This is a genomic window from Providencia sp. LY12 (assembly GCF_057621555.1).
Genome location: NZ_CM172594.1, coordinates 916,144 through 933,910, shown reverse-complemented (window position 1 = coordinate 933,910; position 17,767 = coordinate 916,144). Strand labels below are relative to the sequence as shown.

Below are 17,767 nucleotides of genomic sequence, written 5' to 3'. Positions count from 1 at the left end.
TGTATGAACAAATTAATTACGCTTTAGCACGTTCTTCTAGCATCACAACGGCTGGGAGCTTTTTGCCTTCAACGAATTCAAGGAAAGCACCGCCACCGGTAGAAATGTATGAAATCTTATCAGCGATACCGAATAAATCGATCGCCGCTAGGGTGTCACCACCACCAGCGATTGAGAAAGCGTCACTGTCTGCGATAGCACGAGCAACGATTTCTGTTCCCTTACGGAAGTTAGGGAATTCGAATACGCCCACAGGGCCGTTCCAAAGAATGGTTTTTGCATTTTTCAGAATTTCAGCCAGACGTTCTGCGGATTCATCACCTAAGTCCAGAATTTGCTCATCATCTTTGATAGCATTACTTGCTTTCAGTGTTGCTTCAGCAGTTTCTGAGAACTCGGTAGCCACGCGAACATCAGTTGGCACTGGGATTTGGCAGTTAGCCAATAATTTTTTCGCTTCTGGGATCAGGTCCGCTTCATACAGAGAACGACCCACATTGTTGCCTTCTGCTGCGATGAAAGTATTCGCGATACCACCACCCACAATCAGTTGGTCAGCGATTTTAGACAGGGAATCTAAAACGGTCAGTTTAGTGGAAACTTTAGAACCGCCTACGATAGCAACCATTGGACGCGCTGGGTTACCTAACGCTTTGCCTAATGCTTCTAATTCGTTGCTTAACAGCGGGCCTGCACACGCAACTGGTGAGAATTTAGCCACGCCGTGCGTTGATGCTTGAGCACGGTGAGCCGTACCGAATGCATCCATAACGTAGACATCACACAGTGCTGCATACTGTTTAGACAGCGTTTCGTCGTCTTTCTTCTCGCCTTTGTTAAAGCGCACGTTTTCTAAAACAACTAATTCGCCAGCAGCGATATCAACACCGTTCAGGTAGTCTTTAACTAAGCGAACTGGGTTGTCTAATTTTTCTGCCAGATAGTCAACAACAGGTTGCAGTGAAAACTCTTCATTGTACTCACCTTCCGTCGGACGACCGAGGTGGGAAGTAACCATGACTTTAGCACCTTGTTTCAGCGCTAATTCAATTGTTGGTAATGAAGCTCGGATACGTGCATCTGAAGTAACTTTACCGTCTTTAACAGGAACGTTTAGGTCCGAACGAATGAAAACGCGTTTACCCGCTAAGTCCAAATCGGTCATCTTAATTACAGACATGGTGAATCCTCTTGTTGATTCTCTATAAAGTTTTCATTAGCGACTGTGCGAGGTGGTCAATAGCGTTTTTATCTATTGTGCCCCGCTGTCTGTCAGACGCCAATTAGTTTAAACCTGTTGCTGCCATCGCTAGGGTTGTATCTAGCATCCGGTTAGCAAACCCCCATTCGTTATCACACCAAACCAGGGTTTTGATTAAGTTCTTGCCGCTAACTCGTGTTTGCGTGCCATCAATAATCGCGCTGTGCGGATCATGATTAAAATCCATCGAGACTAACGGTAGTTCAGTATAGTCTACTATACCACGAAAATGCCCGTGCGCGGCGCTCTGTAATAGCTTGTTAACTTTATCAACACAAACATCCGCATCTACAGTGACGCTTAAGTCAATGGCAGTGACATTGGTGGTTGGAACGCGTACAGAAATCGCTTCGAAGCTGCCTTGGAATTTTGGAAAAATTCGCGTGATCCCCGCTGCCAATTTGGTATCAACAGGAATAATCGATTGGCTCGCTGCGCGCGTTCTGCGTAAATCTTTATGGTAAGCGTCAATCACGGGTTGATCATTCATGGATGCATGAATGGTGGTGACTGTGCCTGACTCAATACCAAATGCATCATCCAACACTTTGATGACTGGAATAATACAGTTGGTGGTACAAGATGCATTGGAAACGATGTTATCACTTTTTTGTAGGCTGTCATGGTTAACGCCATACACAATGGTCGCATCGAGGTCATCGGTTCCCGGGTGAGAAAAGAGCACTTTTTTCGCGCCGGCTTGCAGATGCTTTAACCCATCTTCGCGAGAGCCGTAAACGCCCGTGCAATCTAACACCACATCCACACCGAGCTCTTTCCAAGGTAGCTTGCTGATATCCGCTTGATGGAAAAGACGCATACTGTCATCTCCAACTTGTAGCTGGTCGCCATTAAGGCGAACATCCCACGCAAAGCGTCCGTGACTTGAATCATATTTCAGCAAATGAGCGATACCTTCAGGTTCCGCTAATTCATTGACCGCAACAACGACAATTTCTGCCCGGCGACCTGATTCATATAACGCTCTGAGAACACTTCGACCAATTCGACCGAAGCCGTTTATTGCTACCCTGATTGCCATTCTACACCTTGTATCTGAGCAAAATCACACGGTTGCTAAGGATAACTGACTACCACCAACTCTACTGCTCATTTTAACTGTCAAACATCAAAAGTGTGCTTCACTCGACATTTTTAAAATTTATTTACACTATTTCAAATGCAACTGAAACGGTTCAGCTTATTGAGTTTTAGATTAAGGGATATATTTAGAGAACGCAATAGAAAAACAAGAAACGGTGCACAAAAAAACAACGCCCCAATACCAAACTTGATATTGAGGCGTAAATTAGGTTAATTCACTTGATTTTCAGAGGCGCGACCGTTTATTCAGAACACACCTCAAGCAATTAAATGAATTATTTCAGCAGAGATTTTGCAGCTTTAACGGCGTTTTCAACCGTAATGCCAAACTCTTTGTACAGTTGCTCAGCGGGTGCTGATTCACCGAATGAGTGCATACCGATGATAGCACCATTCAGACCAGTGTATTTGAACCAGTAATCTGCAATACCCGCTTCGATAGCCACACGAGCACTGACGTTTGCAGGCAGAACCGCTTCACGGTAAGCCGCGTCTTGCTTGTCGAATGCATCTGTAGAAGGCATAGAAACAACGCGAACTTTACGACCTTCCGCAGTCAGTTGGTCAGCCGCTTTCACCGCTAATTCAACTTCAGAACCGGTCGCAATAAAGATCAGCTCAGGCGTGCCTGCGCAATCTTTCAGGATATAAGCGCCTTTCTCGATATTCGCTAATTGCTCAGCGGTACGAGGTTGCTGTTCCAGGTTTTGACGAGAGAAAATCAGCGCGCTTGGACCATCTTTACGCTCAATTGCATATTTCCATGCAACCGCAGATTCCACTTGGTCACATGGACGCCATGTGCTCATGTTTGGTGTCACACGCAGGCTCGCCAGTTGTTCTACTGGTTGGTGCGTTGGACCATCTTCACCCAGACCGATAGAGTCATGAGTGTAAACGAAGATGCTGCGAATTTTCATCAGCGCTGCCATACGTACTGCGTTACGTGCGTATTCAACGAACATTAAGAATGTTGCGCCGTAAGGGATGAAACCACCGTGCAGAGCGATACCGTTCATGATAGCGGACATACCGAATTCACGAACACCGTAATGGATGTAGTTACCCGCTTTATCTTCGTTCAGAGGTTTAGAGCCAGACCACATGGTTAAGTTACTTGGCGCTAAGTCCGCAGAACCGCCCATGAATTCTGGTAATACTTTACCGAATGCTTCTAACGCATTTTGAGATGCTTTACGGCTTGCGATATTCGCAGGGTTTTGTTGCAGGTTTTCAACGAATTTTTTCGCTTCTGCATCAAAGTTCGCTGGCAGTTCACCCGCCATACGACGTTCGAATTCTTTCGCTAATTCTGGGTGTGCTTTTGCGTATGCCGCAAATTTTTCATTCCAAGAATGCTGTTTTTCTTTACCCGCTTCACGCGCATCCCAAGCTTGGTAGATATCTGCTGGGATTTCGAATGGACCGAATTTCCAGCCCAGTGCTTCACGAGTTGCTGCGATTTCTGCATCACCTAAAGGTGCGCCGTGAACCGCTTCGGTGCCTGCTTTGTTTGGTGAACCAAAACCGATAACGGTTTTGCACATAATCAGCGTTGGTTTGTCTGATTGTTTGTGTGCTTCGTTTACTGCAGCGTTGATTTGGTCTGCATCGTGACCATCGATGTCACGGATAACGTGCCAGCCGTATGCTTCGAAACGTGCTGCGGTATCATCAGTAAACCAGCCTTCGACTTCACCATCGATAGAGATGCCGTTGTCATCGTAGAATGCGACCAGTTTATTTAATTTCAGGGTACCCGCTAATGAACACACTTCGTGGGAGATACCTTCCATCATACAACCGTCACCCATGAACACATAAGTGTGGTGGTCGACAACGTCATGACCTGGACGGTTAAATTGTGCCGCTAAAGTACGTTCTGCAATCGCAAAACCCACTGCGTTTGCAATACCTTGACCTAAAGGACCGGTAGTGGTTTCAACGCCTGGCGTATAACCATATTCTGGGTGACCCGGGGTTTTAGAATGTAATTGACGGAAGTTCTTTAACTCATCAATAGATAAGTCATAACCGGTCAGGTGCAGCAAGCTGTAAATCAGCATTGAACCGTGACCGTTAGACAGTACGAAGCGGTCGCGGTTAGCCCAATGTGGATCTGCTGGGTTATGATTCATATGGTTGCGCCAAAGAACTTCAGCAATATCAGCCATGCCCATTGGTGCGCCAGGGTGCCCTGATTTTGCTTTTTGAACCGCATCCATACTTAGAAAGCGGATAGCATTAGCAAGGGTTTTACGAGTCGTCATTAGTATACTCCAAGTAGGATAGAACGTACTTAAACCAATATTCACAACGCAATAGGGAATCATTGCGGTTTATAGAGTTAGCCTCAATAATTCGAGCCGCAGGTGCATAAAAGCTTATTAGACCTACCCACAACTTGAAGTTTAGCGATGAGACCCTACGAAACTAGCGCAATTTCATCCATACAGCAATTATTTGAAACAATATGACAGCAGACTGCGGATCTTTATCGCAACCGTCAAGCTGAATCCTTTCCATTGCGCAAAATATCCCTTTGAGTTCTTCGTTTTGCGCAATTGCCTGACCGTATTAAACCTGAGTTCACCACTTAGGATCAAGGTGATTTATGCATCTTGAGTAATTAGCCGCAATATTAGTGATATTTGGCAAATTTTTTACTGGAAAACCCGCACAAAACAGCAAGGGCGCTCATCTTTGCGCCCTTGTTTTCACATTGCTTTCTTTTTGATTTTTTTATCGCGATTAACGCTCTGTCATCGCCTGTTTCATCCGCGTGATAGGCTTAATCAGGTAATCAAAGACGCTTTTCTCACCCGTTTTGATATCCACCGATGCCACCATACCCGGAATGATTTCCATTTTATGGTTATTTTTGTCTAACAAGTAATTGGTATCTGTTTCGACAAGAATGCGGTAGAACGTTTCATCCGGATTAAGCTTCAATTCACTTCGACGATTATCATTACTCAGCGTGTCTGGGCTGATTAACTTCACGACCCCATTTAAGCCACCATAAATGGCATAATCATAAGCAGTTACTTTAACGACCACCGGCATTCCTGGTCTTAAAAAGGCCACGTCTTGTGGGCGAATATAAGCTTCCACCATCAATTTGTCATCGAGGGGAATAATCTCAAGGATGTCTTGCCCCGTATTCACCACGCCACCGATGGTATTGATCTTAATATTTTTTACGATGCCGTGAACGGGCGCGCGGATCTCCGAGCGAGTGACAGGATCTTCACGCATACTCATTGTCTCTTCCGCTTGATCCAGCTCCGATTCCACTTTCACCAACTCAGCGTTTGCTTCCGCAAGGTAGTTATTCATGCGTTCATTAATTTGCGTCGCTAATTCAACGGACTGTCTTTCCATACGCAGAATTTCCACATTGGAAACTAACCCTTCTTTCGCCAGCGGTTTGGTAATAGCGATTTCTCGGTCTAATAATCCTTTGCTTTGACGTAAGCCTGCAACAGCTTGATCACGCTGCGTTTTTTTCGCGTTATAAGCATTGGTTTCACGCTCTACTAAGTCTTGATCCGTTATCTTTGAAAAATCAGGAACTTCGTTGCGAGATTCTCCCTGCAAACGCGCTGAGATGGCTTCAAGGTTTTGCACTCGCGCTTGGCTTTCACGCAATAATGCCATACTGCGCGCATCATCCAGCTTCAGCAAAATCTGCCCTTTTTCGACAATATCCCCTTCTTTGACGTACATCTCTTGGATATTGCCAGGGTCGATACTTTGAATGACTTGCTCACGGCTACTTGGAATAATGGTTCCTTGCCCACGAATGATCTCTTCTAAGTGACTGTTATACGCCCAGACCACAAAAATCGTCAGTAACAGCGCCAGAAAGATAATAGGCAAAAACAGTAAGTTACTGCGCTCTTTTCTCATTACCGATTCTAAATCGTGAGAAAAGTCACTGGAAAAAGTGCGATGCTCTTTTGGCGCTTTACCATATTGATCCATTTTAAATCGCCCCTTCTTCTTTATTAATTACGTGCCTAACCTGTGAAACGACTCGCACTTGTGGCGTAGACTGTGGAGCGGGTTTATCTGTCGTTACCGTGCCAGTGGCTTGCTCCGTTTGTCCTAACGCTTTTAAGACTTTCTGCTTCGGTCCATCAATTAAGATTTTGCCTTCATCCATCACAATAATGCGGTCAACTAAACGTAAAATTGGCAATTTGTGGGTGACGACAATCAGCGTTTTATCTTTCGTCCACGTTTCTAACGCATCGAGTACCAATTTTTCAGTATCCACATCAATGCCCGTGGTTGGCTCATCCAGTAACACCACATTTGGGTTATGCAGGGTTAACTGTGCCAGTGCCACCATCTGTTTTTGTCCACCTGAAAGCCCTAAACCATCTTCACCAAGGGGCATATCAAGCCCTGCTGGATGCTGACGAATAATTTTATCGAGCTGGAAGCGTTTGAGCGCACGCACTAAATCGTCATCACTGGAATAGCCATCAAGACGTGCTAAATCCAAGTTTTCACGCAGGGTTCCGAAGAATAAACGCGGCTTTTGCGTCAGCATGCCAACTTTGCTTCTGAGGAAAATCGGGTCAATTTGGCGAATATCGAGATCATCTAAGTTAATATTTCCTTGTTGTTGCTCATACAAGCCTGTCAGTAGCTTCAGTAATGTACTTTTCCCGCCACCGATTTTACCGAGGATCGCGACTTTCTCCCCCGCTTTGATCTCTAAGTTAATGTTGTTTAATGCAGGCTGCCCATCTTTACTATATTGATAAGTCACATTCGCCAGTTGTAATGCCCCGTGAACTGCAGTTGGTGAAATGTATTTCTTATGATCTTCGCGTTCAATAGGACGGCTAAAGATATTTCGCACACCGGCTAATGCCATACGCGCTGATTGGAAACGTGTTGCCAGACCCGCAATTTGCCCCAGTGGCGCTAATGCTCGACCCGATAAGATCACACTGGCGATCAGCGCCCCCATCGTAATACGCGAGTTCACATCGTTCGCGTGGATCAGGTAAGTTCCCAAGCACACTAACCCCACGGTATTGAGCTGCTGCATTGCCGCGCTAAAGTTGACCATAAAGTTGGTTAGATTGCGCACGGCGATGGATGAAAATGCCGTTTTCTCGGTAAGCATTTCCCAGCGTTGTTGCGCCCAATTCACCGCATTATTCAGCTTTAAGGTTTCGATCCCTTCAATGGATTCCACCGCTAAGCCTTGGCGTTGAGATGTTTCTTTCATTGAGGCGTTGATCCCTTTCGCCAGTGGCTTTTGAATCAAAAGACCTGCGATCACTACAATCGGGATAATCGTCAGTGGCACTAATGCTAGGTAGCCACCAATCATGCTGATTACGCCGATAAACAGCAAAATAAACGGCAGGTCGACGAGAGCTAATAAGCTCGCGCTGGTCATAAATTCACGAATGGATTCGAAGTCACGTAAGTTGTTCGCATACGATCCTGATGATGCTGGGCGCTTATCAAGGCGGATCCCCATCACGCGGTGGAAGAGCATCGCGCTGATCACAATGTCCGCTTTTTTCCCTGCGATATCTAATAGATAAGATCGCAACATTTTGGCGAGAAATTCAAAACCGATTGCCAGCACAACACCGATGGTCAGTACCCATAAGGTTTCGTAAGCTTGGTTTGGGATCACTCGGTCATACACGTTCATCACATACAAGGAACTGATTAACGCTAATAAGTTGATCACAAATGATGCGACGATCACTTGGTAGTAATATTTTTTATAACGCCAAATCACTTTCCAGAAACCGCTAGTTTCGTATTTATCGATTTCCGAACGAGTTTCCGAGCGAATATTGCGTTTAATAAACCAGCTGTAGCCGCTGTAGTTCGCTGCCAGATCTTGTACGCTTAATACTTGACGTAAGCCTTCTTCCGTTAATATCTCAAAATGGCGTCCATTTTCGCCATCTTCAATTTTACTGATCACCACTGATTCATTATTTGCTAATAGCACCAGAAACGGCGCCGCAATCGTCGGGATCTTATGCAGATCGATTTCAATGATCTGGTTATCAAATTGATGGGAATTCAACACATTCACTAACGAGGCATAATCAAAAGATTTCGATTCCGTGCGTTTAGTTTGTGCTAATAAAATTTCTGGTGAAAGGGTATAACCCAAACGCTTGGTAACTAAAGATAGGTTATTAATAATATTCATAATTTATCTAGAAGCCAATTCTTGGTTCATCCATGCAGACATTTTTGCCTGCACACTGAGGTAATTGAGTGTCGCGTCACGGAAGTCGTTTTGTAAGATAACAGCGCTGGTTTGAATACTTGCTAGCTCGTTATACGCATCAAGCAAATCAATCAAAGTGCGGCGGTTGATCGTAAATTGCTTTTCATAGTTACTGATCACCACTTTTTGCTCTGCGATATAGGCTTTGGCTATATTTCCTTGTTTTTCACTTTGCGCCATATTGATCGCCGCAGATTGGCTCATCTCTTTAATTTCACGGAATGTTTTTTTAATACGCTCATTGGCTGCGGACAGGGCATACTCTTTCTGTGCTTGGCTGTAATAGCTCGCTTGGTCAAAAATATTCCAAGAAACACGTAAGAAAACTTCGCTATTATCTGGTGTCGCATTAACTTCTAAATTCAGTGCTGGCTTTCTCATGGCGCTGGCGACTTTAACTTCAGCATCAAGGCTTTGAGCATCGGCCACTTGGGCTTTATAGCTTGGGTTATTTTCTAGATTATCTTCTTGAAATTTGGCTAAAATCGCACCGCTAGTCGTGGCTCTGAATGGGTCAACAAATTGGTCAACAGTTAGCTGGCGTTGAGTCAAAATCGATAATTGGCTCAGGGCTAAATTCAGGTTTCTTTCTGTTTCAGCGCGGCTCATTTCCACTTTTAAGGTACGCGCTTTCACTTGCGTTAATTCGCTCATTCGACCAGAGTCATGCTGAACAATCGAGGTCAGTTGCTTTTCAATTTGGTGATGACGAACAAGGTTTTCATCAATCACATCAAGGGTTTCTTTGTGGCGTAAAACCTGCAAATAAAGCTGGCTGATGCGCACGCTGATATCTTCTTGAGAAAGAATATATTGGTTTTCATAGTAGCTTTGCTTGGACTGTTCGCGGTCTACACCCGCTTCAATTCCACCCCAAGCATAAATGTTCATGGTCGCTTTGGTACCAAGGTGAAACCCCGACTCCATCGCGTTACTTTCGTATTTGTGTTGCTGCGCAAGAGGCTGAGTTCCCATTAAGCTGACGACTGGGTAATGCCCAGCTTCCGCTGCACTAACGTTGCTTTGTGCCGCTTGATAATTGGCATAAGCCTCTTGGACTTCTGGGGCATTATCGAGTGAATCTTTTAATAAGTTTTTTAATTCAACCACATCTGCCACAGCAGAAAGGGAAAGCATCTTCACGAGGAATAGCGCTAAGATGCTATTAATTAGAGATTTCATAAAGTTGGCACAAAGTAAATAAAACTGGTGTTGGCGAAATAAAATATTGAGGGCTACCCGTGGTAACCCTCAATCATTAGCCTTAAATAATGGCGCTCTGAGTTTCTTGTAACGCATCTAATGATGAGTTCATGAAACCAGTAGAGTGACTTGATGTTGCATTGACATCGGTGTCTACTCCATGTAACTCCATTGCACTTTCTGGCGAGAAGAGTTTCAGGGCTGTTAAATCAGTATCGTTTAAGCCCGTGTTACCAGACTCTTTTAACTTACTGATATCCACTGAAATTGATGACTTACCGTTGGTACCGTCGTTATCGGTTAACGTCAGCGTAAAGGTCTCTTTCTCCATTCCCGTCGGGCGTGTTGCCCCCGGACGATAGGTTAAGTGACCAAAGTTTTTCTCACCTAAAGAGATAGAGAGTAAACCGCCCGCATCGGTTTTAACGGCTAATTCACCCTGACCAAAATCAACCCACATGCTCTTATCAAGGTTATCCGACGTAATTCCCTTGGTTGTTGGATCGTATTTGTAAGTATGGCCATCCACTTCAATGCTGATAGATTTCATGCCATCTGCGCCGAAGCTCAAGGTTTCTTTACCATCATTCGCTTTTGAGAAGCTGCTTTCGATGGTGTTTTCGTTCGGTACATATTTGCTCAGGATATTGCCTAAAGAGCTCATATCTTTTAGAACGATAACGTCGTTAGCGTCGTTGTTTTCGCCTTTTTGTCCATCAAAAGCGATAGGCTTGATAAACTCTTCACCGGTTTTACCACCCACGCTCTTGAGCATGTCTTGACCAATACCAATAGCCACAGAACGAATACCTTTTTCTGTTAAGAAAGCCTTCCAGCTATCTTCACCAATATCAGTATTTGGGCTTCCTGGGACAAAACCATTTGGCGATGTGGGTGCGATACCATTTCCAGCAACAGGATCCTGACTATTGCTTTGGTTACCATAGTTCGGAATACCATCAGTAATCACAAACAATGTGTTATCTAGTTTTCCATTAATATCTTTTGCATCAATCGGTTCCATGCCACTACTGGATGTTTTTTGGAAAATACTGATCACCTGCTGCAATGCTGCATCATAGTTAGTATCTACACCGATAACATGCCAATCTGGGCGTAGCGTTTGAGCGCCACGTAAACCTTCAATAATTTGTTTTGCCTCAGAGATGGTACACCAGTATGGTTGATCCATTGGGTAACCCGGCGCCCCACCAATTGCCGATGCTTGCTTAGCAAAACCATTAATGCTAACGCGCACTTCTCCTGCATCAGCGCTGTTTAGACGCTCTTCATAACTACTTAACACGCTATCAATTGAATCTAACGCAGCGTCATATCGCGTTTTCATTCCTGATGCAGTGTTACCGCCTTGAATACCACTATCATCTCTACCCATGCTACTGGACAAATCTAACGAGATAATCAAGTTAGCATAAAAGGTATTTTCAACTGGTGGTTCTACTGATAACTCAACATTCGAGGCTTCAGGCTTATCATCATGAACCACGATTTCAGTTTTCACTTCATCGGTGCCATTTTTCACACCAAACTCAATATTCAGAGAGTCTTTGCCTGCTGGATGATCAACAAGGCCTTTGAGATTAACTTCATAATTAACCTTTGTGCTGCCATCTGCGGTTGGGGTATCTGTCACTTTAACGGAAATCACTTCTTTTCCATTTGGTATTTTACCCACAAAACCATTGTCAGTAGATTCCCATGAAATAGGCTCTCCACCTGAAGTCAGCTTGGTTGTCGGCTCAATGATCTTAATATCGCTTGGAGTTGTTGGTTTATCTGTTGGATTAGATAACTCAATAACGCCATGCACAGTCACAGGCGATTTATCACCCGCAGTTCCATCCGTTCTTAAGCCTTTCTCGAAGACTTCCGTCGGTGTCGTTTGCGTTGGTGTAATATCAATAGTGACAGTCGCTGTATTTGAGATACTGCCATCCTTATCTTTCACGGTATAAGTGATGGTATCTTGGCCTGTAGCACCTGGTTTTGGTGTATAAATCAGTTTGCCATCTGCATCAAACGTCGCGGTACCTTTGCTGCCATTCTTTTCAATATGCAGGGTTGATTTATCCAACTCCCCATCAGGGTCTTTGTCATTGATCAACACATCAATAACTGTCGGAACACCTTGCTTAGTTTGACCGTGGTCATCACCAGCAACAGGGGGTTCATTGATTACAATGGTCACGGTCGCTTTATTGGAAACATTACCGTTAGCATCCTTCACTGTGTAAGTGATGGTGTCCGTACCCTTCGCATCCGCATTAGGTGTGTAAACCAGCTTGCCGTTCACAATACTCACGGTGCCTTGTGATGGCTGCTCAACAACTGCTAACGTATTTGGATCGATATCATTATCTAAGTCAGTATCATTACCGAGTACATCAATCTCAACAGGTGTCGCTTTATTGGCTTTTGCTGAGTCATCAACTGCCACTGGCGCCGCGTCGATATCGACTGTCACCGTCGCTTCATTGGAGACGTTACCGTTTTTATCGAACACTTGGTACGTGATGGTGTCGGTGCCCACTTCACCCGCATTTGGGGTATAAACCAACTTGCCGTCGACAATGGTCGCGGTGCCTTTGCTGCCATTGGTTTTGATCACCAACGTGCTTGGGTCGATGTCTTTGTCTAAATCGGTGTCGTTCGCCAACACATCGATGGTCACCGGCACGGATTCTTTGGTCGTTGCTTTATCATCAACTGCCACTGGCGGTGCATCGATATTGATAGTTACCGTCGCTTCGTTGGAGACATTACCGTTTTTATCGAACACTTGGTACGTGATGGTGTCGGTGCCCACTTCACCCGTATTTGGGGTATAAACCAACTTGCCGTCGACAATAGTTGCCGTGCCTTTGCTGCCATTGGTTTTGATCACCAACGTGCTTGGGTCGATATCTTTGTCTAAATCGGTGTCGTTCGCCAACACATCGATGGTCACCGGCACGGATTCTTTGGTCGTTGCTTTATCATCAACTGCCACTGGCGGTGCATCGATATTGATAGTTACCGTCGCTTCGTTGGAGACGTTACCGTTCTTATCGAACACTTGGTACGTGATGGTATCGGTGCCCACTTCACCGGCATTTGGGGTATAAACCAACTTGCCGTCGACGATAGTGGCGGTGCCTTTGCTACCGTTGGCTTTGATCACCAGCGTGCTTGGGTCGATATCTTTGTCTAAATCGGTGTCGTTCGCCAACACGTCGATGGTCACCGGCACGGATTCTTTGGTCGTTGCTTTATCATCAACTGCCACTGGTGGTGCATCGATATTGATAGTTACCGTCGCTTCGTTGGAGACGTTACCGTTCTTATCTTTCACAGTATAAGTGATGGTGTCTGTGCCCGTTGCCCCTGGATTTGGGGTATAGATCAGCTTGCCATCTTCACCGATGGTTACGGTGCCTTTGGTGCCCGGCTGAGTGATCACTACGCTGTTTTTATCTAAATCGCCATCGAGATCGGTGTCGTTCGCCGTAACATCAATTTCAACTGGGGTATTGTGGCGAGTGTCGGCTTTATCTTCGTTCGCCACTGGCGGTGCATCGATAGTGACGGTCACGGTCGCTTCTTCTGACACGTTACCATTCTTATCTTTAATGGTGTAGGTGATGGTGTCGGTGCCGTGCTCACCCTTATTTGGGGTGTAGATCAGCTTGCCATCTTCGCCTATGGTCACGGTGCCTTTGGTGCCCGGCTGGGTGATCACCACGCTGTTTTTATCCAGATCGCCGTCTTTGTCGGTGTCATTGGCGGTGATATCGATTTCAACTGGCGTATTGTGGCGAGTATCGGCTTTATCTTCATTCGCTACTGGTGGTGCATCGATAGTGATGGTTACCGTCGCTTCGTTGGATACGTTGCCGTTGCTGTCTTTGACAGTGTATTTGATGGTGTCGGTGCCATGCTCACCCTTATTTGGGGTGTAGATCAGCTTGCCATCTTCGCCGATAGTCACGGTGCCTTTGGTACCTGGCTGAGTGATCACCACGCTGTTTTTGTCCAGATCGCCATCGAGATCGGTGTCATTGGCGGTGATATCAATTTCAACTGGCGTATTGTGGCGCGTATCGGCTTTATCTTCGTTCGCCACTGGCGGTGCATCGATAGTGATGGTTACCGTCGCTTCGTTGGATACGTTGCCGTTGCTGTCTTTGACAGTGTATTTGATGGTGTCGGTGCCGTGCTCACCCTTATTCGGAGTGTAGATCAACTTGCCATCTTCGCCGATGGTCACGGTGCCTTTTGTACCTGGCTGAGTGATCACTACGCTGTTTTTATCCAGATCGCCGTCTTTGTCGGTGTCATTGGCGGTGATATCGATTTCAACAGGCTTATTATGACGCGTGTCCGCAACATCATTGCCCGCCACTGGTGGTGCATCGATAGTGATGGTTACCGTCGCTTCATTCGACACGTTGCCGTTCTTATCTTTCACGGTATAAGTAATGGTGTCGGTACCCGTTTCCCCTGGATTTGGGGTATAGATCAGCTTGCCATCTTCGCCGATAGTCACGGTGCCTTTGGTACCTGGTTGAGTGATCACCACGCTGTTTTTATCTAAATCACCGTCGAGGTCAGTATCGTTCGCTGTGACATCAATTTCAACTGGGGTATTGTGGCGAGTGTCGGCTTTATCTTCGTTGGCGACTGGCGGCTCAGTGATATCAATGGTCACGGTCGCTTTATTAGACACGTTGCCATTTTTATCTTTGACCAGATACGTAATCGTATCTTGACCCGTGGCATCTGGGTTCGCAGTGTACACCAGCTTACCATCAACAACTTTGACGGTGCCTTTGGTTGGTTCACCCACAACAACTAATGTTGTTGGGTCAATATCACCGTCGAGATCGGTATCATTATCCAAAACATCTAATTCAACTGGCGTTGCCTTGTTGGCTTTAGCTGAGTCGTCGTTCGCTACTGGTGGCGCATCGATGTTGATGGTGATCGTCGCATCTTCAGAGACGTTACCGTTTTTATCTGTCACGGTATAAGTGATGGTGTCAGTACCCACTTCGCCTTTATTCGGCTGGTACACTAATTTGCCATTAACAAACTTCGCAAAACCCTTACCACCATTGGTTTTAATCGCTAAAGAGCTGTGATCAACATCGCCGTCTTTATCGGAGTAATTGTTTTCCATATCGATGGTGACAGGCTTAGATTCTTTGGTTGCCGCAGAATCGTCTTTCGCTTCTGGAGCCGCGTCAATTTTTACGGTGATGGTCGCAACATTCGACTCATGGCCAGCGCGGTCTTTTACCACGTAAGTGATGGTATCAACGCCATATTCACCTTTATTTGGTGTATAGATAATCTTTCCATCTTTACCGATTGTCACGGTTCCTTTAGAACCTTCTTTAACAATACGAATAGAGTTTGGATTTAAGTCGCCATCAACATCACTGTCATTCGCAGTAACATGGATAGTAACAGGGGTATTATGTTTTGCATGTGCAGAGTCATCACCCGCGATAGGTGCATGGTCGACAACTTTAGAGTGACCACCACCACCGCCGCCGCCACTGATTGCCACAGCAGGAATACCAATAAGAGGAACCAGTGCAGCTAACCACCATGGGTTAAATGCCCACAATGGAGGTAATGCATCGCCACCAATGGCTTGTCCAGCCGCTTGTCCATCAGCTAACTGGCTGATTGCATCTGCTTTTACTGCACTTTCCGGAACGTATGGGAAGTATTGGCCATTTTCATATTGACCAATAATGAGGTTTGCATCGCCTTCTTGATAACCAATGGCGCCATTCTCAGCAAAGTAATTTTCGATAATTAAATCAGGACTTTCTACATCGCCGCCTTCAAATGCGATGACAAGATTTTTATCAACACGCTTAACCGCAATGTTTTCTGGTGCGAATTGTGTACTTTCATCAATTAATAAATAATTTACATCTTTTTGTGCATTAATATGCAGTGGTTGTTTTAATTGTCCTGCACCGTTTTCCCCACCAGTAACAGAATATTGCTCAATCGTCTCTTTGCTATTATTAACTTTAATTGATATTTTTTTAATAGACATAGTTATCCATTGCCTCGTATCGGACAATTATTTATTGAATTAAATTTAGTTTAAAATCGTGTTAATTATTGGCAGCTTTGAGCTACATCCACACGCGGTAAAGTATGAACTTGGGTGCTAACTTTCCCTTTAAATTCATTAACTTCTTTTTCTGTCATTGGTTTTAATGATACTGTTCCATTGGTTTCAGTAACCAAGAATGCATAGGATTTTCCTGGCTCTAGTGGCTTATTATCGATTTCGTTTAATTTGGTATTATAGCGCTCGCTAACATCTGTCTTATATGCAGTAAAATTGTTATTTCCAGAGCATAATTTAATTTGTTTAGTCGCATTAGGCTCTAATGAAGTGAGGTACTGTTTATTCACAAATATATTAATTGTTTTCCCTTCAACTTGATTATCTATTCTATAGAAAGAGACTAATGCTTTATTACTTTCAACTTCCTTGCTTTCTTTAAGAATATTCTTATTCTTCCATGTTTCGTTATTATACCCGTGCAATCCTTCATTACGCACACAACCCGTCAATGCTGCAATACATAATAGTATTACAACGCTAGTGATCTTTTTCATATTAATCCTTTCAACGCTATGGTGTTTAATTTATGCAAAGCAAAATCCCTCTACGTAATATTAGAGAGAATAAATATCGTAGTGATTTGAATAAATACTAAAGCTGGAAATCATTTAGTCTCCAGCTTAAAAATAAAATGCTTATAATTATTTTTGCTTCAACTTAACCCATTAAATGGGTACCTGAAGCATTTTGTTACATGATGAAAACTTCAGCATTATATCGTTCAAAGTTGATATGCGTCAATTTTACTCCCCCGAATTTTACCAATCCAAAGAAATGCTATCAATTTTAGTCGCTATTCTATCAATTGATTCATAATATACTGTTTTTATTGAAATAATTTACATGTTAAAAAATTATTTATTTTTCTAACTCATATAGTGCGTGAGCATAAAAACCATAAAATTGATAAAAATAAAACTTAAATTCTATATACATATAAATACAAAGAGTTTATGTCTAAGTTAAAACCATCCTAAAAGAGGGGTCTATAGGCGGTGTTAATGCCTATTAACATTCTGGTAAAAATACCTTAATACGAGTAAATAACTTATTATCACGAAATACTCCCGCTGCGTGTAAAATATAAGTTTATCGCATTCTAATTAAACACCTTTATCATTTAATCGCCTTCAAAATAGTCAGAGCCCATAATTAGTAATATATATCATCTATTAATTTTCATAATTTCACTTAAATTCCATATTTAAATACAAACTAAGAACATTCCCTTATAATTCTAAATTTATCTAGGAATTATTCTTAGTTCATAAAATGAAATGTTAATTTAATATACATTGATGGCTCCTATTTCAATAATCGAAAATAACAATATCTCAGTAATAACGTCTATCGATAATAGAATTAATTATCGTTCCTATAAATAATTTGATGACTGTATATGCCCCCGAAAGTACAGAAAACAGAGTTGGCTGTAATAAGCCACCTAGCTTTCCCCTGTAAGGGTGAGAATGAGTGTGAGAGCGAATTGAGGCATGTACATCCAAAGGCCTGAGATGTCATGTAACGGGTGATTTTGCAGCAAAAAAAAGCCCCGAGTCGTAAGACTCAGGGCTTAATAAATTGGCGGAACGGACGGGACTCGAACCCGCGACCCCCTGCGTGACAGGCAGGTATTCTAACCAACTGAACTACCGCTCCGAAGTTCCCTACTGGGAACGCCAAGCATATTACGAATACTTGATATGACAGTCAACTCTTTTTCTTGAAAAATCGTACGGTTGAGCAGTTTTTAGCC

8 protein-coding genes and 1 tRNA gene are annotated in these 17,767 nt (G+C 43.9%); all 9 read right to left on the bottom strand.

Translation table 11 applies throughout. The annotated features are described in order from the left end of the window. Positions 1 to 16 precede the first annotated feature (16 nt). Entirely contained in the window at positions 17 to 1,180 is a 1,164-nt protein-coding gene (gene pgk, locus ACY3ZI_RS04110) for a phosphoglycerate kinase (protein WP_036953968.1), read from the bottom strand. Between the two features lie 103 nt (positions 1,181 to 1,283). Continuing rightward, positions 1,284 to 2,303 carry an erythrose-4-phosphate dehydrogenase gene (gene epd, locus ACY3ZI_RS04105; RefSeq protein ID WP_211886595.1) on the bottom strand — a complete coding sequence of 340 codons (1,020 nt, stop codon included), beginning with the start codon at positions 2,301 to 2,303 and terminating at the stop codon, positions 1,284 to 1,286. 337 nt (positions 2,304 to 2,640) lie between these two features. Then, the gene (gene tkt, locus ACY3ZI_RS04100) at positions 2,641 to 4,635 is read right to left on the bottom strand and encodes a transketolase (protein ID WP_211886596.1); all 1,995 of its coding nucleotides are present in this window, start codon (positions 4,633 to 4,635) and stop codon (positions 2,641 to 2,643) included. 481 nt (positions 4,636 to 5,116) lie between these two features. Further along, a complete protein-coding gene (locus ACY3ZI_RS04095; RefSeq protein ID WP_487376063.1) occupies positions 5,117 to 6,352 on the bottom strand; it encodes a beta-barrel domain-containing protein in 1,236 nt (411 codons plus the stop codon). Between the two features lies 1 nt (position 6,353). Beyond that, positions 6,354 to 8,570, bottom strand: a complete 2,217-nt coding sequence (locus tag ACY3ZI_RS04090) for a type I secretion system permease/ATPase (RefSeq protein ID WP_487376061.1) — start codon at positions 8,568 to 8,570, stop codon at positions 6,354 to 6,356. Positions 8,571 to 8,573: 3 nt separating this feature from the next. Further along, the gene (locus ACY3ZI_RS04085; RefSeq protein ID WP_211886600.1) at positions 8,574 to 9,833 is read right to left on the bottom strand and encodes a TolC family protein; all 1,260 of its coding nucleotides are present in this window, start codon (positions 9,831 to 9,833) and stop codon (positions 8,574 to 8,576) included. An 82-nt stretch (positions 9,834 to 9,915) separates the two neighbouring features. After that, positions 9,916 to 15,930, bottom strand: coding sequence for an Ig-like domain-containing protein (locus ACY3ZI_RS04080; protein WP_487376059.1), 6,015 nt, complete (start codon positions 15,928 to 15,930; stop codon positions 9,916 to 9,918). Between the two features lie 65 nt (positions 15,931 to 15,995). Continuing rightward, complete coding sequence (locus ACY3ZI_RS04075) at positions 15,996 to 16,505, bottom strand: OmpA family protein (protein WP_036953956.1); 510 nt, start codon at positions 16,503 to 16,505, stop codon at positions 15,996 to 15,998. Positions 16,506 to 17,593: 1,088 nt separating this feature from the next. After that, positions 17,594 to 17,670: transfer RNA gene (locus ACY3ZI_RS04070), tRNA-Asp, on the bottom strand. Positions 17,671 to 17,767 lie beyond the last annotated feature (97 nt).